Source organism: Terriglobia bacterium, from assembly GCA_020072845.1.
In the GTDB taxonomy this organism is placed as follows: domain Bacteria; phylum Acidobacteriota; class Terriglobia; order Terriglobales; family Acidobacteriaceae; genus JAIQGF01.
In genome coordinates this window covers 150,403-167,917 of sequence record JAIQGF010000003.1, presented here as the reverse complement: position 1 = coordinate 167,917, position 17,515 = coordinate 150,403, and the positions used below count along the sequence as shown (strand labels likewise).

At 60.7% G+C, this 17,515-nt stretch carries 16 protein-coding genes; 5 read left to right on the top strand and 11 right to left on the bottom strand.

Annotated features, from left to right (window positions below; genetic code table 11):
- Position 1 precedes the first annotated feature (1 nt).
- The 3 genes from LAN70_03115 (at position 2) to LAN70_03105 (ending at position 3,541) form a co-directional block, all read left to right on the top strand.
- Positions 2-949 (top strand): AAA family ATPase, encoded by a 948-nt coding sequence (locus tag LAN70_03115; GenBank protein ID MBZ5510140.1) that lies wholly within the window; start codon positions 2-4, stop codon positions 947-949.
- Positions 946-1,869: a CpsD/CapB family tyrosine-protein kinase gene (locus tag LAN70_03110; protein MBZ5510139.1), complete on the top strand. Its 924-nt coding sequence runs from the start codon at positions 946-948 to the stop codon at positions 1,867-1,869. The genes LAN70_03115 and LAN70_03110 overlap by 4 nt, the downstream gene beginning before the upstream one ends.
- Before the next feature lie 370 nt (positions 1,870-2,239).
- Positions 2,240-3,541, top strand: coding sequence for a sugar transferase (locus LAN70_03105; GenBank protein ID MBZ5510138.1), 1,302 nt, complete (start codon positions 2,240-2,242; stop codon positions 3,539-3,541).
- A gap of 181 nt (positions 3,542-3,722) precedes the next feature.
- On the opposite strand, the gene LAN70_03100 is transcribed toward LAN70_03105, so the two are convergent.
- Positions 3,723-4,952, bottom strand: coding sequence for a hypothetical protein (locus tag LAN70_03100; GenBank protein ID MBZ5510137.1), 1,230 nt, complete (start codon positions 4,950-4,952; stop codon positions 3,723-3,725).
- A 321-nt stretch (positions 4,953-5,273) separates the two neighbouring features.
- Positions 5,274-5,492 (bottom strand): hypothetical protein, encoded by a 219-nt coding sequence (locus LAN70_03095; GenBank protein ID MBZ5510136.1) that lies wholly within the window; start codon positions 5,490-5,492, stop codon positions 5,274-5,276.
- Between the two features lie 377 nt (positions 5,493-5,869).
- Here LAN70_03095 and LAN70_03090 point away from each other — a divergent pair, with 377 nt between their 5' ends.
- Both LAN70_03090 and LAN70_03085 read left to right on the top strand, forming a co-directional pair.
- Positions 5,870-6,112, top strand: coding sequence for a hypothetical protein (locus LAN70_03090; GenBank protein ID MBZ5510135.1), 243 nt, complete (start codon positions 5,870-5,872; stop codon positions 6,110-6,112).
- 102 nt (positions 6,113-6,214) lie between these two features.
- Positions 6,215-8,953 carry an AMP-binding protein gene (locus LAN70_03085; GenBank protein ID MBZ5510134.1) on the top strand — a complete coding sequence of 913 codons (2,739 nt, stop codon included), beginning with the start codon at positions 6,215-6,217 and terminating at the stop codon, positions 8,951-8,953.
- On the opposite strand, the gene LAN70_03080 is transcribed toward LAN70_03085, so the two are convergent.
- The 9 genes from LAN70_03080 to LAN70_03040 form a co-directional block, all read right to left on the bottom strand.
- Positions 8,950-9,981 (bottom strand): HD domain-containing protein, encoded by a 1,032-nt coding sequence (locus LAN70_03080; protein MBZ5510133.1) that lies wholly within the window; start codon positions 9,979-9,981, stop codon positions 8,950-8,952. The genes LAN70_03085 and LAN70_03080 overlap by 4 nt on opposite strands.
- Before the next feature lie 24 nt (positions 9,982-10,005).
- Positions 10,006-10,878, bottom strand: coding sequence for a tyrosine recombinase XerC (locus LAN70_03075; GenBank protein MBZ5510132.1), 873 nt, complete (start codon positions 10,876-10,878; stop codon positions 10,006-10,008).
- Positions 10,879-10,953: 75 nt separating this feature from the next.
- A complete protein-coding gene (locus LAN70_03070) occupies positions 10,954-11,886 on the bottom strand; it encodes a site-specific tyrosine recombinase XerD (GenBank protein ID MBZ5510131.1) in 933 nt (310 codons plus the stop codon).
- A 74-nt stretch (positions 11,887-11,960) separates the two neighbouring features.
- The gene (locus LAN70_03065; GenBank protein MBZ5510130.1) at positions 11,961-12,716 is read right to left on the bottom strand and encodes a DUF72 domain-containing protein; all 756 of its coding nucleotides are present in this window, start codon (positions 12,714-12,716) and stop codon (positions 11,961-11,963) included.
- Positions 12,717-12,767: 51 nt separating this feature from the next.
- Complete coding sequence (locus LAN70_03060; GenBank protein ID MBZ5510129.1) at positions 12,768-13,484, bottom strand: ABC transporter ATP-binding protein; 717 nt, start codon at positions 13,482-13,484, stop codon at positions 12,768-12,770.
- Positions 13,481-14,233, bottom strand: a complete 753-nt coding sequence (locus tag LAN70_03055) for an ABC transporter ATP-binding protein (protein MBZ5510128.1) — start codon at positions 14,231-14,233, stop codon at positions 13,481-13,483. The genes LAN70_03060 and LAN70_03055 overlap by 4 nt, the downstream gene beginning before the upstream one ends.
- Entirely contained in the window at positions 14,230-15,195 is a 966-nt protein-coding gene (locus LAN70_03050) for a branched-chain amino acid ABC transporter permease (GenBank protein ID MBZ5510127.1), read from the bottom strand. Before LAN70_03050 ends, LAN70_03055 begins: the two co-directional genes overlap by 4 nt.
- Complete coding sequence (locus LAN70_03045; GenBank protein MBZ5510126.1) at positions 15,192-16,052, bottom strand: branched-chain amino acid ABC transporter permease; 861 nt, start codon at positions 16,050-16,052, stop codon at positions 15,192-15,194. The genes LAN70_03050 and LAN70_03045 overlap by 4 nt, the downstream gene beginning before the upstream one ends.
- 72 nt (positions 16,053-16,124) lie before the next feature.
- A complete protein-coding gene (locus LAN70_03040; GenBank protein ID MBZ5510125.1) occupies positions 16,125-17,324 on the bottom strand; it encodes an amino acid ABC transporter substrate-binding protein in 1,200 nt (399 codons plus the stop codon).
- Positions 17,325-17,515 lie beyond the last annotated feature (191 nt).

The window sequence follows — 17,515 nt, the reverse complement described above, 5'->3', positions numbered from 1 at the left end:
AATGTACAAGGCATTTTATCGGCTCCGCGCCAATCCGTTTAACGTCAACCCTGACCCGCGATTCCTCTACCCAACGCGGCAGGTTCATGAGGCGCTCTCGTCCTTGGCCTACGGCGTGCAGAGGCGCAAGGGATTCATTCTGCTGACGGGTGAGGTCGGGACCGGCAAGACCACGCTCTTGAACCGGCTCATGGACTGGCTGCGCACCAACCGAATCTCGACCGCGTTCATGTTCAATCCTCGGCTCGATGTTCCCCAGTTCTTCGAGTTCATGCTGAACGATTTTGGCCTGACGACCGAATCGCGCGACAAGGCGGAGATGCTGCAGCGCTTGAACCACTGGCTGCTCGATCGTTACCGGGACGGCGAAACCGCCGTTCTGGTCATCGATGAAGCCCAGAATCTTTCCTTGGAGCTGCTGGAAGAGATCCGGCTGCTGACCAATCTGGAGACTTCCACGGAAAAGCTGTTGCAGATCATTCTTTCCGGGCAACCGGAGCTCGAACAGAAGCTGCGCGACGCCAACCTGCGCCAACTGCGGCAGCGCATTACCCTTCGTTGCCGTACGCATCCGCTGACCTTGACCGACACCGGTGCTTACATCGCGCAACGCTTGCGGATCGCCGGCGCGAATGGCGAGCCGATCTTTAGTCCGGAAGCGGTGAGTAAGATCTTCGAGTATTCGCAAGGCATCCCGCGAGTCGTCAATCTGCTCTGCGAACACGCTCTGATCAGCGGGTTCGTGGACCGCCAGCAGCCCATCGCACCCGAGACAATCAACACCGTCGCGCGCGAGTTCGAGCTGGATGTAGTTTCGCCCATACCTCCCATCCGGTCCGATGGCGATGGCGAGACGCGGCGCCTCATCGACGCGCTGCGGACTTCGCTCGGTTCCACGGAGACAGTGCGTGACGCCGCGATTCACGCAATTGACAGGAAAATCAGATGAGCCGCATTCACGAGGCATTACAGAAAGCAGAGCAGGAGCGCAAGTCGGCCCAGCCGGGAGAACTGTCGGCTAGTGAACTGGCAATTCCAGTCCTGCCCGGCGAGGTGCCGGCCGCCTCAGTTCCTGCCGCCGTGGAACCTCAACTTCCCACTTTGAGACCGGGCAAGATGGAATCCGGCATCGCCGGTTGTGTCCCGGCGCCATGGAAGCCTGACCCGAAGTCGATGTTGTTTTTTGACTCTTCCAAACACTACGAAGTGGGAATGGAGGAATTCCGAACCCTCCGTTCGCGCTTGTTCCAGATCCGTGAGAAACGCCCGCTCAAAGTCGTTTTGGTGGGTAGCGCTTTGCCCGGTGAAGGCAAGTCGTTTGTCTCCGCCAACCTCGCCCAGGCCCTCGCCCGGCAGCACGGTCGCCGGGTATTGCTGATTGACGGCGATCTGCGCCGCGCATCCTTGCACGAATGCCTGGGAGCGCGGGCAACTCCGGGAATGACTGACTACCTTCATGGAACGGCCGATGAGTACGCGGTTCTGCAACGCGGCCCCCTGGACGGGCTGTTCTTTATCCCCGGGGGCACGGAGGTAGCGAACCCAGCGGAGTTGATTGCCAACGGCCGCTGCAAAACCCTGCTGCAGCAGTTGGCACCGAACTTCGATTGGATCGTAATTGACTCGCCTCCCGCAGTTCCGGTGGCTGATGCCAGCATGTTGGCGGAATATTGCGACGGTGTACTGCTCGTCGTGCGCTCCGGCAGCACTCCTGCTGAACAGGCGCAGCGAGCCGCTCGGGAATTCCGTGAGAAGGCGATCGTCGGGGTGGTTCTGAACCAGGCTACGCCGGCTTCGGGTTACAACGGTTCCTACTACAAGGGATACGGCGGCTATGGACATCCCCCTCAAACCGCCGCCAAGCCCTAAGGCCATGGTCTTGAACCCGTAGGTCGCATGGCACGAAGGTGGAGTGCGAGGAGTCATACACTTAAGCCAGAGAAAGTGCGCGGTTTATGCGATCTCGATCTTGCTTAAGGCTATGAATCTGATTGTCGGCAGTGAAGTTAGGCGCTGCCGGAGCATGTTCCTCCCCTTGGTGCAACGTTTTTCACTCCGACAAATTGTCGGACGACAGTTGATATCCGCATTCAGTGCAGGGAAAGATCACTGAATCAGCAACTTGCATTGGATGTTGCCAGGCGGACACATGGTAACGAAGTTGCTCTAGCACTGGTAGCAAGCCAAGTAGTTGCAATCTGAGACGGAAGTTTTTGGGACAACAGGGGGAGGGAGCAGCTTGGCGACAACAGGGCGCAATGCCCGCGGGATGGCGCACAGCCGGAAGCAGGGGCTGTCGGCAGGGTCACAGTCCGAATCGATAAAGGGTGAGAGCACAGGTGTGAATCCTGACCAGGGTACGCAAGGCGAAGGTCGCGTATCCGGCAGCTTGGAGCAGCCGCGGCAATATCCTACGGACGAGTTGTTCTCCGCCACCTACAACGGCAATCAGAATACGGCTCTCAGCAAGCGGTCCTTTGTGAGCGAAGACGAGTTCCTTCGTTTTCTCTGTCTGGAACGCAAGCGGAGCGAGCGTTCGGGCAAACCGTTTCTGGTCATGCTGGTGGAGGGTGGCGCACGGTTCGCGAATGGCGGACGCGATAGCGTCCCGGCGTGCCTTGCCGAAGCTTTGCTGTCGTCAACCCGCGACACCGACCTCGTCGGCTGGTACAAGACGGGCTCGATTATGGCGGTCCTATTCACCGAGATTGCAGATGAGCCCTCGGTGGCAATGAACGTCCTGCTTGCGAAATTCACCGGCCTGGTGGGTAAACTGATCCCAGCCGAGCAGGAAAGTCACGTCAGGATTTCGATCCACGTGTTTCCGGAGCCTCCCAACGGCGATGCGGCCAGGAAAGCGGACCTGACGTTCTATCCCGATATCACCCACCCCATGCGATCGGACGCGACCAGCTCTTGGTTAAAACGGGCCATCGATCTGGTCGGGAGCGCGATCGCCCTGTTGCTGCTCTCGCCGGTTATTGTGCTGGTTGCGGTCGCAGTCAAGCTCACTTCCAAAGGACCAGTGTTGATCCGGCAGACCCGCGTCGGGCAGTATGGCCACAACTTCACGCTCTTGAAGTTCCGATCCATGTATGCCAACTGCGACCACAACATTCACAAGGAATATGTCACGCGATTTATCGCCGGCGCTAACGACGTCCTCCATACCGACAGCAACGGCAACGGCGTTTACAAGCTCACCAAGGACCCACGAGTAACGCCGTTCGGCCACTTGCTGCGGAAGACGAGTTTGGATGAGATCCCTCAGTTCTTCAATGTGTTGCGGGGAGAAATGTCACTGGTGGGACCACGGCCGGCGATGCCTTATGAAGTTGATCGCTACGAGACTTGGCACCGCCGTCGTATGCTCGCCGCCAAGCCTGGCATCACCGGACTCTGGCAGGTGCACGGCCGCAGCCGTACCAGCTTCGACGAGATGGTCCGGCTGGATCTCAAGTACGTGGAAACGGCGTCGCTCGCGTTGGATCTGAAGATCATCCTGCAAACACCGCGTGCTGTCTTCTTCGGCGCCTACTAGCTTCGACCTCTCGCCCACCACGATTGCCTTACATCAAAGTGCGCGGGCACTTACTCTCTACGACTTGAGGAAACAGCTAACCTAAGTCCTGATGGGACTCAATTGCTATTAACGGACTGTGAGAGAGTGACTGTACCGCGTTACGCTCGAGTCCGGAGCAGCGCGAGTTCACGGCCGTCAGCTAATCAGCAGCATCAGAAGTGTTCGCGTTCGCGATGTCACTGCCAAGACCCTGCGGCAAACGCAAATTGTCGCATCCTGTGTCGTGTCCATAATCAGCATTCTCCAGCAGGGAGTAGACAATGTCATCGCCCTGAATCTTGGCGAATGCAACACGCGCCCGATGGCTTCCCTCGCCTTCAATGGCCAACTGTCCACTTCTCGAAACGAGTTTCATCTCGCTTCTTTGCCGCCACCACCGATTCACTTCACCGGGACGGGCGATCCAGACGTTGTTTTCGGATCGTAACTGGTTGAGCGCCGCTAGCAAACACCTGTACGCCGCCCGGGCACGCGTATCGAACAGGTAGTCGGGATGGACAATGAAGCTGATCAGCCCGTTTTGCTCCCGTATCAGATCCATCTGACGACGCCAGAGATCGATCGAGTAGTCCTTCAGGATGTGCCACAGTGAATGATCCTGGGTGGTTGTTACCGGCAACTCGAGCATACGGCCAATGAAGTGCGGCATCACTGTGCAGCAACCGCCACGCTGAGGATCCAGGTGGGCCACGTTCGGAACCGACATGTCATATTCGAAATCCAAATGGTCAAACCAGTCCTGATTCCGATAAAGGACCGCGGACCGGAATCCAACGGCTCCGAACTCGCGCCCGTAATGATTAATTTTTTCAGCATTCTCCTTGAATTTCTTGTAGTGCGAGAACAGCAGGCCATCGTGGTACAGATCCTGCACGTTCACCTCAAACCCTCTCGCCTTCAAGCCAGCGATGTAACCATCCGAGACGTCATATCGTCGCTCGGGCACGATCTGAAACGAAGCCGGAATATTGAATTCCTCGTCAATGTCCATGATGGTCGAGCAAAACTGTTTCCCCGACTCGGCTTCCACGTCGTGGGTCATGATCGAGCAGGCGCTATGACCGTTCGGCCAAAACCAGATAAACGGTACGCTGTCCACTCCCGCTGCCTTTGCCGCGAGCGCCAGCAGCTTCTTCATCAGCATGTCGACGGTCGTATCAACCGGCCAGTTCGGGAAACGAAGCCTGCGCCAATTGCGCAAATAGTACTTTTGCAGCCGGCTGCGCAGACCTAAGCGCAATATAGGTCTGACGAGATAATACAGCCGCCGCGCGAGCTGTTCTTCCCGCGTGGTATACGCACTTGCAGTAGCGCGCAGATATCGCTCATGGGTGAGGTTGGCGACTACTTCGGCAGGATCGAACGGCAAGCATAGTGTGCTTCCCTCAGCCGAAGAATACTTCGAAGCGTCACAGAGCAACTGATCCGCTCGCTTGGAGCGGTATCCGGCCCCCGTCCTGCCGTAGCAGGTGATCCGCGGTCCAAGAGCAAAGTAACCCGAATCCGTGGACAAAGAGCCGGCTGATCGGAAACGCAGAGGAGCTTCGGACGCGTACTTGAAGTATTCAACTACAGGATTCGTCATGCCCATTGGACTCCGGCACTTGCGTGGTCTCAAAGTTCTGTGCAGTTGCTCGTCCTCCCAGTCGCGGGAAAACTCAAACTGCCGGGTAGGATCGGAAATGAGCGGTCAGCAGAGCCGGGCGGTGGTCACGTCTACAATATCGCAGCCGCCGGCAGTCGGGTGTCCCGATCGCATCAGCACCATCTCATGCACGACGCCGGAGTCGAACACACCGGTAATCGAAAGTACGGCCGTGATATGGACAGAAACGTCGGGGCGCTGCACCTTGTGGTTGCTCGGTACCGTGGTCAGCGGCAACGGCACCGTTGGCGACACCAGAATCACTATCACTGCGCAGGCTATAGCAGACGCAACAACGAATTGAAAGCGCCCCCGCATCGCACAATTATCACGGTCGCAAAATCCACGGTCAAGGGGAATCCCAAGGAGATTTCAAGCCACCAGGTAACATTACTTTGGTAACGCGGTCGACTGCACTGCGACAAGGTGGGGCCCGGCCCTGTCCTATGCTGCTCGTCGCGAGCGCCCGCCACGGCGCGGGTCGGCGCTGATCTGGTAGCGCTCCACCTTCGTCGCCGCGCCTAGATTAAAGGCCCGCATCGACATTTCGACGCGTATCGACGGCGCCATGCTGACAGCGAATTCACGCGTACTACCCGATGGCCCTGGTGTAAAATGCCGCGTCGTTCGAGGATGAATTCATGTCCTGCAATCAATGGTTCCGCAGAATCGGGCAAGCAGCGCTCGTGGGCGCGCTCCTGCTGGGCGTGGTTCCTGCCCAGGCTGGTGACCGGGATGACAAGTGTGCACAGAAGATCCGCAAGGCCGAGGCGCAACTCGACAACGCGGTTCGCAAACATGGGCGTCACAGCCGGCAGGCCGAGAAGCGCCGGCAAGAACTCGATCGCGTCCGCGACCAGTGCAATCGGCGCGGCAGGCTCTAGCTCGCTGCGCTACTTCACTTCGCACCCGGGCTCGAACCAATACCGCAGCGCCTTTCCTGCTGCGCTCCCAGTGCGGTGTTCGATAAACTTGACCTTCCGCTCATGGCAAACTTCTACAAAGGGTTTCTCCAGTCGGTAGAACGCTGGCCCGAATCAGTCGCGGTCGAGATCCAGCGCCATGCTGGTGAGATCGAGCGCCTCACCTACTCGCAATTGCGCACCGTGGCCGAAGCCCTCGGTTCGTGGCTGGTCACCAGCGGTTTCGACCGCGGCACGCGTTGCGCCATTCTTGCCGCCAATAGCCCGCGCTGGATTGCGTGTTATCTCGGTACGGTCGCTGCGGGCATGGTTACGGTTCCGCTGGATACCGCGTTTAACGCTGCGCAGGTTGCCAAGCTGCTCCAAGCCAGCGGCTCTTCCCTGCTGTTCGTGGACGCCAAGCACCTGCCCGTCGCCCAGCGCGCTGTCGCGGACAGCCCGATCCGCCTGCTGCTGCTGGAGCCGGCCGAATCTCCGCTGCCCGGACCGGACTTCGACGCCATCGTGAAAGCCGGCTCCGAAGGATTCACTCCGGTTGACGCTGTCGGCGATGAGACAGCCGCGATTCTCTACACCTCCGGTACGACCAGCGATCCCAAGGGCGTGATGCTCACCCACGACAACTTCCACGCCGAAACCGAAGGCGTATTTCGGCTGATTGACATCACCCCGCGCGACGCCATTCTCGGGGTGCTGCCGCTGTTTCACGCCCTGGCGCAGATGGCCAACCTGCTGCTGCCGCTGGCCGGAGGCGCCCGCATCGTATTTCTGGAGTCGCTCAACACCACGGAGCTGCTGCGCGCCCTTCGCGAGCGCGACATTACCTTGTTCTGCTGCGTCCCGCAGTTTTTCTACCTCATCCACGAGCGCATCCGGAAGCAAGCCGGCGCGCGCGGCCGGCTGGCGGAGAGTGCGTTCGGCTGGATGCTGCAAGTCTCGCGCGTCGCTCGCGGCTTCGGATTGAATTTGGGCAAGCTGCTGTTCCGTCCCGTCCACGCGACACTGGGACCGAAGATGCATTACCTCATCTCCGGCGGCTCCAAGCTGGATGCCGGCATTGCCCGGGATTTTTATGCCATGGGCTTCGAGTTGCTCCAGGGTTACGGCCTCACCGAAACCACCGGCGGCGCGATCGGCACTCCGCCCTACGACAACGTCATCGGCTCCGTCGGCAAGCCCCTGCCCGGCATGGAGCTCAAGCTGCGCGATGCCAAGCCGCCGGAGGACGGCGGCGGACCCGCGGTCGGCGAAATTCTGCTCCGCGGGCCGCTCGTCATGAAGGGTTACTACGCGCGCCCGGATGCCACCGCCGAAGTCATCCGCGACGGCTGGCTGCACACCGGCGATCTCGGCTATGTCGACAGTCACGGCAACGTATTCATCACCGGCCGCGAAAAAGAAGTCATCGTCCTCAGTAACGGCAAGAACATCCATCCCGACGAAATCGAAGCGCACTACCTGAAGAGCCCCTTCATCAAGGAGATCTGCGTTCTCGGCCTGCAGGGGCGGCCGGGCGAGCCGATTGCCGAGCGCCTGCACGCCGTCGTTGTGCCTAATTTCGAAGTGCTTCGTGAGCGCAAGATCGTGAATGCACGTCAGGTGATCCGGTTCGATATCGAGACGCTGTCGGCGCAGTTGCCGAGCACCAAACGCATTCTCGGCTTCGACATCTGGCAGGACGATCTGCCGCGCACCACCACGCGCAAAATCAAACGCTTTGAAGTCGAGCGCCGCGTCAAGGAGGAGCAAGCCGCCGCCCAGGTCGAAGGTGAAGAACTGGCGCGCACTCTGACCGAGGATGAGCGGCAGTGGCTTGCGGCCCCGGACGTCGCCCGCGCCGTCGCCGTCATCACCCGCGCCGCCGATGGGGCCCGGCGGCAGCTTCATCCGCGCGACAATCTCGAACTCGACCTCGGCCTCGACTCCATGGAGCGCGTCGAATTGCTGGTGGCGCTGGAGCGCGAGCTCGGCGCCAGCGTGCCCGATGCGGTGGTTTCCGAGGTCTACACCGTCCGCGAACTGGTGGATGTCGTGCGCCAGAGCGTCGGCCGCAGCGGGCGCGTTCAGGAGCGCGCCGCCTGGGATTCCATTCTCAACATCGATCCGACCGATCCCGAAGTGCTCGCCGTCGCGCGCCGCAAGCCGGTCACCGAGCGCGCCTGGTTCCTGTTCGGCCGGCTCTTCCAACTCTTTGTGCGCGATCGTTTCGGCCTTACCGTTACCGGCGTCGAGAAGCTGCCCCGGCACGGGCCGTGCATCATCTCCCCCAACCACCAGAGCTTTCTCGATCCAGCGGTGCTGGTCAGTGTGCTTCCTTATTCAATCCTGCGCGACGCGTTTTACGTCGGCACCAGCGAGATCTTTGGCAACGGCATCCTGCGCGCCCTGGCCCGTTCGCTGAAGCTCATTCCGGTTGATCCCGACGCCAACCTGGTTCCCGCCATGCGCGCCGGCGCCTACGGACTGCGTCACGGCAAGGTCCTGATCCTTTATCCGGAAGGCGAGCGCAGCATTGACGGCACGCCCAAGGTATTCAAGAAAGGCGCGGCCATTCTGGCGACGCACCTGAAAGTGCCGATCTACCCCGTGGCCATGGATGGATTTTTCGAAGCCTGGCCGCGCGGCAAGGGATTCCAGAAATTCACCCGCCTGCACCTCGCCTTTGGCGACCGCATTGATCCGCCGCAGCAGGTGGACAATCCGGAGCGAACTTACGAATTATTGACGGCAGAACTGAAGGCGCGCGTGATGGAGATGTGGCTGGAGATGCGCGACGGCGGACAGCGCCAGGCTGCCGACTAGCCGCTCAACCACGAGGAACTTGCCAGCTCGCCGGGTCCCATGCCGCGCTTACGGAAGACCTTCACCATGGCGTCCACGACATCGGCGTCGTACTCGATGCCCGCCCGCTGCGAGATTCTTTCCACGGCTTCGGAAGGCGAAATGCGCGAGTCCTTGGCGCTGGTCAGCGAATCGTACACGTCGGCAACCAGCAGAATGCGCGCTTCCAGCGGCGCATTCGGGAGTTTCTGCGAGTGTTCGGCCTTGTCCATGAGCACGTGGTGAGCGAGTAAAAGAGGAATCACGCGCCGCAGCGTGCTGCCCTGGGTCTGCGGCATTTCCCGTCCCTGCTCCAGGTTCGCCTGCAGCTCGTGCAGTTCCTGTACCGACATGTTGGCAGCCTGGTACAGCATTTCATTCGTGATCCCAACCTTGTCAATTTCGTGGAGCAGCGCCGCCGCGCGCACGTCTTCGACTCGCTGCGACCCCAACTCCATCTGCTCGGCGATCTTGCTGGCGGTGAGCGAGACCCGGTAGGGGTGATTCTGGCTGTACTTATTGTCGGAGGCGATGTGCTGCAGCATCATCAGGATCCCTTCATAACTTTGCCGCAGTTCGCGCAAGTGGGCTTCCTTGCTTTCGTACAGCGTCCCCATCAGGTACGCGATCACCACCAGCGTTCCGCCCCAGACCATGAAATCGAACCACGGCTCCTCGGCGATAAACTCAAAATTCCTGCCCCGAACCACGGGATTGAAAAAGGAGATCGCCAGGATGAGAAACACGCTTGCGAACGCGGTCATCACCGCGTGCCGCCGCCCGTAGAAGTACGCCGAAAAGATCGTGGGCAGCACATAGAGGCCGAGCAGCATGCGACGCTCCGCCACCAGCGAATTCAGCAGCAGCGCGATGGCAAACATGCCCAGCAATAGCCAGAGTTCGCGATTCACCGCCCCCAGCCTGCTCATCACGCTCGTCGCGCCGCTCTTCGCGCCCGACGATGGGGACCCGCTTCCGGCCATTGTGCTGACTCCAGTATTCGAAGACATGTTCGTACTCCTCCGCTGACCGTCCTATTTCGCCCTGGGGTGGGTGGCGTCGTACACCTGGATAACGTGCTGGATGGACAATTGCGTGTAGCGCTGCGTCGTCGCCAGCCGCTCATGTCCCAGCATCTCCTGGATCGCCCTCAAGTCCGCGCCTTCTTCCAGCATGTGCGTGCCGAAGGCGTGCCGCAAAGTGTGCGGGTGCAGGTCGGGCGGCAATCCATGCGCGACCGCGATGCTCTTCACGATCCGGCCGACGCTCCGCGTGGTCAGCCGTCCGCCACGGCAGTTCAGCAGCAGCGCCGGCGACGATTTCTTGCGCCGCTTCAATTCCCTCTCGCGTTTCGGCAAGTACGTCGAGAGCGCCGCGCTGGCCGATTCGCCGAACGGCACCACCCTTTGCTTGCTGCCCTTGCCCCGGACCAGGATGGCGCCGTTGGACCAGTGAATGTCCGCAAGATTGATCCCCACCAGTTCCGAGTTGCGCAGGCCGCAGCCGTAGAGCAGTTCCAGGATCACCCGGTCGCGATCCGGAAAGGCGGCGTTTTCCGGCATGCCGGCGTCGAGCACGGAGTTGATTTCCTCAATCGTCGGCACGCGCGGAAGTTTTTTCGGCAGTCGCGGCGTCGCCACCAGCGCTGCCGGGTTTTGCTCCACGATGCCTTCCCGCGCCAGCCAGCGGTACAGGGACCGCACGGCCGCCAGCGCCCGCGCCACCGACGTCTTGCTCAGCCCCTGCTCATAGAGGTGCGACAGGAACCCGCGGACGCGTAAGTGGTCAATGCTCTCCCACTTCTGCTCCCCGACATACTTTGCGAACTCGCCCAAGTCATGCGCGTAGGCATGGATCGTATGTCGCGAGGCATTGCGCTCGCGCAAGCTGCGCAGAAAATTCGCCATGCCCTTCTCGACCGGCGTCTTCGCCGCGCGTCCGCTTTGTCCGTCCTGCTCACCCAATGCGCCAACTCCTAACTACTAACTCCTTCTTTTTGCCCTCGGATGATGGTTCATGAAAACCGTCTTCAGTCGGTCCATCGCCACGTGCGTATACACCTGCGTGGTCGAAATATCGGAGTGACCGAGAATGGTTTGCACGGTGCGCAGGTCGGCGCCGTTCTCCACCATGTGGGTGGCGCAACTGTGTCGCAGCATGTGCGGGGATGCCGGGCGCCCGCCCGCCTGCGAAGCCGCGCGCACCATCTGCCATACCCGCTGCCGAGTCAGGCGCCGCGCCCCGCGCGCGATAAACACCAGCGGGGAACTGCGCTGCCCCGCCAGCACCGATCTCGGCCCGGAAACATACGCCCGCACGGCCTCGACGGCGGCGCGTCCCAGCGGCACAATCCGCTCCTTGTCTCCCTTGCCGCGTACCAGCACGTATCCTTGCTCGATCTTCAGGTCGTTGAGCGCGATTCCGACCACTTCGCTGACGCGCAGCGCTCCGCCGTAGAGCACCTCCAACATGGCCCGATCGCGCGCCGCAATCGCCAGGCGCCAGGCGTCTTCAATCCGCGGCGCCCGCGCTTGCAGCAAGCTTTCCGTTTCACTCCGCGACAGCGACTTGGGCAACACCTTCCATTGCCGCGGGGTGTCGATGTTCAACGTCGGATCCTGCTCGATCATCCCGTCCAGCAGCAGGTATTTGTAGAACTGCCGCAGGGCGGAGAGCCGGCGCGCCACCGAACGCCCGTCGGCCTGCTGGGAAAACCAATGGTCGAGGAAATTGCGCACGTCCTGGCGGCGCGCGCGCAGCAAGGCCCGCGCCGGTTTTTGTTGTTGAAGAAAACTGGCGAACTGCGTCAAGTCGCGGGTATAGGCCTCCACCGAAAGCGGCGCCAGTCCTCTTTCGACCTTCAGGTAGTCGCGAAAACCGGCGAGCACGCGGTGGTTGGGCGCGGAAATTTCCACCCTGCGATTATGTCCGATAACGTGCGCGGGTCGTAATTACTAAGATGGGTTCCCTGGCGGGCAGGAAAAACACGCTAAGCGGCGGCGTTGGATGTTCCGCTTACCGATTCCAGCAATTCCCGCGCATAAAGCGGACTCTCCGGCTGCTCTTCGTGCTTGAAGAACGCGTAGATCTCGCCGGCTTCCGGCAGCCGCTGGCGCATCCTGCCGGCGATCCGGCGCCGCTCCTCCGCCGAGTACTCGGAGCGCCGAAACCGGCAATAACCGAAGTCCGCAGTCAGTATCTCAGGGGTATGCAATTCGTCGGTCTCGGCAAGGCACAGCGCCGCCTGGTGCCGCTTCAGGATGGCGAACACATCCTCGGTGAACCAGGAATCGTGGCGGAACTCGAATGCCGCGCGCAACTTTCGCGGCACCAGCTCAAGGAAGGAATCCAGCAGGCCCAGGTCTGCTTTCAAGTTCGGTGGCAACTGAAACAGCACCGGACCCAGGCGCCCGGCCTGCGCCAGCGGCTGGATGGAATCAACGAATCGTTGCAGCGGTTCCTCCGCGTTTTTCAACCGCCGGAGATGGGTGATGGCCTGGTGTGCTTTGAGTGCAAACCGGAAATGCTTCGGAGTTTGAGCCACCCATGCCGCAATCATCTTTTCGTTGATCAGGCGGCGGAAGGTGTAATTCACCTCCACGGCGTTCAGTTGCGTGGAATAGAACTTCAGGAAGTCCTTCTGCGGCAGCTTGGCGGGATAAAACTGCGGCTTCCATGCCGCGTACGCCCATCCGGATGTGCCTGCGTAGAACGTAGGGGTACGGGTTTGCTCCGGCTGGCTCACGTCGGGATTCCTCGCTGCGCTTCCGGGTCGGATGAGCCACGAACGCCGTAGCTACAAACCCAGATACGCCGTCCGCACCTCGTCCATGTTGGCCACTTCGTGCGCCGGACCTTCCAGCCGCACGCGCCCTTCCGCCATGACGTAGGCATAGTCGGCCAGAGCCAGGGCCAGATGCACGTTCTGTTCGACCAGGACGATAGTGATGCCTTCCTCCTTCAGCTTTTTCAGCGTCAGAAAGAGCTGTTGTGCGAGCAGCGGAGAAAGGCCGAGCGACAACTCGTCAATCATCAGCACAATCGGCTCCTGCATCAGTCCGCGCCCCACCGCCAGCATCTGCTGTTCGCCGCCCGACAGCGTCCCGGCACGCTGGGTGTTCCGTTCCTTGAGCCGCGGAAACAGCGTATAGACACGATCGAGATTGCTGGCAACCTTCTTCCTGGTGCGCGCCGGATACGCGCCCATTTGCAGGTTTTCCTCGACCGTCATGTCGTTGAACAACTGCCGGGCTTCCGGTACCAGCACCAGCCCGCGCTGTGCCTTGCCATGCACCGAAAGATGCGTGACATCCTCTCCATTCAGCAGCACGCGGCCCTTCCACGGCTTCAGCCAGTGCATGATGGTGCGCAGGGTGGTCGATTTGCCCGCTCCGTTGGCGCCCAGGATGGTGGTCAGTTTCCCGGCGCGTACCTTGAGCGAGACACCCCACAGCACCTGCACTTCGCCGTACCCGGATTCGATGTTCTCGACTTCGAGGGCAAATTCCTTCATTGCCCCTCCCGCAATTTGTCGGCAATGTCCGCGCTGCCCAGGTAAGCTTCGATGACCGCCGGATCCCGCACCACCTCATCCGGCTTGCCTTCCGCGATTTTGATTCCGAAGTTCAGCACCATGACCCGGTCCGACACGTTCATCACCGCGTGCATGAGGTGCTCAATCATGATGATGGACACTCCCTGGTCGCGGATGGCGCGGATCAGTTCCAGCATCTTTGCCACTTCGGTCGGATTCAAGCCGGCCAGCACTTCATCCAGCAGCAGCAGCTTGGGTTTGGCGGCCAGGGCGCGAGCCACTTCCAGCCGCTTCTTGAGCGCGATGGTGAGATGCTTTGCCAGCACGTCGGCGCGATCGGCCATGTGCACTCGGTCCAGCACCTGCAGCGCCACTTCGTGCGCCGCGCGCAGGCCCAGGTACTCACGGCCGAAGCAGGCGCCGACGGTGACGTTGTCCAGCACCGTCATTTCGTTCAACGGTTTCACAACCTGAAAAGTACGTGCCAACCCGGCGTGCACCAGTTTGTTGGGCGGCCAGCCCGTGATGTCCTGTCCGGCAAACGTGAACGTCCCGCCGTCGTTGGGATATACGCCGTTGATGATGTTGAACAGCGTGGTCTTGCCGGCGCCGTTCGGACCGATGAGTCCGAGAATCTCGCCTTCGTGGAGGGTAAAGCTGACGTCGGAGACGGCCAGCAGTCCTCCGAACCGCTTGCTGACTCCGCGTCCTTCCAGCAGGACATTCATTCAATCACCTTCCGCGCACGCGGCACCAGTTTGTACAGCCACCCGATCAACCCGCCGGGCGCAAACAGGATGACCAGCAGCAGCAGGCCGCCGGCAATCACCAGATGGAAGTTGGAGAGTTTCGGGGACGTTAGCAACGACGATCGTAATCGCTCGTACAGTCCCGCCCCCAGCGCCGCGCCCACCACCGTCCCCTGGCCTCCCAGCATCATCATCACGATGCCTTCGATGGAGGCAATCAGCTCGAATGCGATCTGGGGATCGATCATGCCGTTCTTGAAGAACATCAGTGCGCCGGCCACCGCCGGCAGGAACGCGGAAACGCTGTAGATGATCGCCTTGTACACGGTGGTGTTGACCCCCAGGACCACCGCCGCGTCTTCATCTTCGCGGATGGCAAACAGCCCCAGGCCGAATTTCGAAATCTTGATCCCCAGGCTTAGGAACAGCGACAGCGCCATCACCCCGACGACAAGGTAATACGTGATCCAGAGCGCGCGCATGGCGCCGCCCAGCGGGGCGTACGATTCAAAGGAAACGTACATCCCGGTGGCACGGCCCCAGGGATCGAAATTGGAGACGAAGGACTGCACCGCCTGCAGAATCCCGATGGTCGCTAGGGCAAAGTACGCTCCGCGCAATCGCAGGATGGCCAGCCCGAACAGCAGGGCGAACAGGCTCACCACCACCCCGGCCGCGAGCGCCGCCACGATCAGCGGCCAGTGGCGCACCGTTGCCAGGTAGAGCCCCACGTAGCCGCCGAGTCCATAAAACACGATGTTGCCGAAATTGACGTACCCGGTGTAGCCGATCATCAGGTTGAGGTTGCTGGCCAGGATGATGGCCACGGCGACAAGAAGAAGGTCCTCCCGCAGTGGAACGTTATTGGTTCGCACCGGGATGGCGATGAACAGCGCCGAAGCAATCAGGATTAGCCAGAACACCGGCCGGCGGACAATCACGCGTTTGCCCTCGCGAAGATGCCTTTGGGGAAGAAGACAAGCACCACGACAAAAAGGCCGAACTCAATCAGCGGCACCCAACTGACGGCGATGAAGGGTGAAACCAGTCCTTCCAGCAGGCCCAGCAGCACTCCCGCGACCAGCGCCCCGAGCGGTTTGCCCAGTCCCGCCAGCACCGTCACCACGAAACTTTTCAGCTCGTAAACCCCGCCGGAAAGAATGGTGAAGGGGAAAAGTGTGGATACCAGCGCACCCGACGTTGCCGCCAGCGCGATGCCGATACCGAACGCGGTGGCCAGCACCGCGGTGGAGGAGATGCCCATCAACTCCGCAGCATCACGGTTTTGGGCGACGGCGCGAATGGCTTTGCCGGTTCGGGTGTGGAACAGGAACAGCTCCAACGCCAGCGCCACTACCACGGCCGAGATCGCCGCCGCGATGTGGTTCCCGGTAAACGTATACGCACCCACCGTGATCCCCGGCAGGCTGAAATTCACGTTGTACGGGCTCGTGCTCCAGATGGCGGTGCCAACGCCAATCACCATCATGTTCACGGAGAAGGTGGACAGCAGGCTCATCAGAGGCGGCCGTCCCACCACCCAGTGCACCGACATCCAGTACACGATCACTCCGAGGACCAGTCCCCCGACGATGACCGGCAATAGCAGGACGTATGCATTGCTGGAGAACCCGGCAAACAGCATATACATGCCGAACATGCCCAGGGCGATCATCGAGCCATGGGTGAGATTGATCACATCCATCACGCCCCAGATCAAGCTCAGGCCCATGGCCGCCAACCCGTAAATCGAGCCGACCAGCACACCATCAACCATTGAGGCCAGTATGCCGCCCATTCCCTACCTCGTCTTGTCCAGGAATTGGCCAGCAGCAAGCGTTGCTACAGCCTTGCCGCTGGCCAGTTTGTGTCATTGGATGGGATAAACCAGGTTGGAGCTCTTGTTGGCAAGAGGCCAGACCACTTCCTTGGTCAGCTTCCCGCCCTTTTTCTGCCACTGCGCGATCACCATGCTGTGGCCCATTTGCAGACCATGCTCACTCGCCGCGGTCGCAAACTTGGTCCGCCCATAAAACGTGGTCGCATCCACCCCGTTCAGTGCGCCGGCTACCTTCTCCGAGTCAAGGCTCCCGGCCTGCTCGATGGCGTGCTGCAGGATCAGGCCCGCCGCATAGCCACCCGCCGACTCATAGCTGGGTTCACCATACTTGGCGGTGTACGCCTTGTTGAACTCCGCCACCGTTGGCCCGAACTGCGGTTTCACGATAACCTGCGGTTCCCATTGCGAGGGCACGCAGATGCCGACGGCGGCATCACCCAATTCCGTCCATTTCGGGCTGTCGGGCGCTACCAACGCCGTGACCATATTCATCTTGGCCTTGCGCGCAAACAGTTGCCGCGCCAGGGTGGAACCGTCGGCGTAGTGGCCGCCGCCCAGCAGCACCGTCGCCTTGGAGGCGGTTACCTTGTCGAGAATGGCGCTGAAGTCCATCGTATTGGGAGGATAGGCCTCGCTGAACACGACGTTGAAGCCCTGCTGCTGCGCATAGGGTTTCGCCGGGTTCACGACCGCCACCGAGAACGCATCGTCTGCGTACACAAACGCGATCGTCGCCTTGGGATCTTTGGCCTTCAGCGCGTCAATCGCGGTCACCAGGTACTGCGTCGCCGGCGCGAACATCTGGAAGAGGTACTTGTTGCCCTGTCGGTAGGTTTTCTCGTCGGCCGCGCCCGTAGTCATCATCACCTTGCCGTACTGCTCCGAAACAATGGACGCGCTGGTGGTCAAACCAGAGGAATAGGGGCTGAACAGGAAGTCGGCTTTGTCTTCCAGGATCAGGCGCGAGTACAACTGCTGCACTCGCTTGGTATTGGATTCGTCGTCGTAGCTGGCGAACTTGACCTGGTAGCTCTTCCCGCCAGCCTTGATGCCGCCCTTGGCATTCACCTGGTCGCGCCAGAGCTCGAAACCGTTGTACTGCTCGGTGGAGTCAACGTTGAGGGCTCCCGTCTTCGATACGGTGAACCCGACAGTGATGGTTTGCGCCTGGGCGGTAAGGCAGAAGAAGAAGAACAAAATGACAAAGAAGCAAACACCGATGCGCTTCACAATAATGACCTCCAAAGACCTTAAATTTCGCCTTGGGTTTATACCATGGCCGACCGCGAGCATACAGGGCTGGCTTCACATTTGCCTGTGACTCCTATCACAGCCCCACTGTTAACCTCGAAGTGAACAGGACACCGGTTCCACGCTGCGGCGAGTGGCGCGTGGCTTCGCTTTGGCCTGAGAGAGCGGGC

Coding starts and splice junctions, on each gene's coding strand:
- LAN70_03080 (MBZ5510133.1), bottom strand. CDS start 9,981: ATGTCTTCGAATACTGGAGTCAGCACAATGGCCGGAAGCGGGTCCCCA.
- LAN70_03090 (MBZ5510135.1), top strand. CDS start 5,870: ATGTCCTGCAATCAATGGTTCCGCAGAATCGGGCAAGCAGCGCTCGTG.
- LAN70_03045 (MBZ5510126.1), bottom strand. CDS start 16,052: ATGGGCGGCATACTGGCCTCAATGGTTGATGGTGTGCTGGTCGGCTCG.
- LAN70_03060 (MBZ5510129.1), bottom strand. CDS start 13,484: ATGAAGGAATTTGCCCTCGAAGTCGAGAACATCGAATCCGGGTACGGC.
- LAN70_03110 (MBZ5510139.1), top strand. CDS start 946: ATGAGCCGCATTCACGAGGCATTACAGAAAGCAGAGCAGGAGCGCAAG.
- LAN70_03075 (MBZ5510132.1), bottom strand. CDS start 10,878: ATGGCGAATTTTCTGCGCAGCTTGCGCGAGCGCAATGCCTCGCGACAT.
- LAN70_03115 (MBZ5510140.1), top strand. CDS start 2: ATGTACAAGGCATTTTATCGGCTCCGCGCCAATCCGTTTAACGTCAAC.
- LAN70_03085 (MBZ5510134.1), top strand. CDS start 6,215: ATGGCAAACTTCTACAAAGGGTTTCTCCAGTCGGTAGAACGCTGGCCC.
- LAN70_03055 (MBZ5510128.1), bottom strand. CDS start 14,233: ATGAATGTCCTGCTGGAAGGACGCGGAGTCAGCAAGCGGTTCGGAGGA.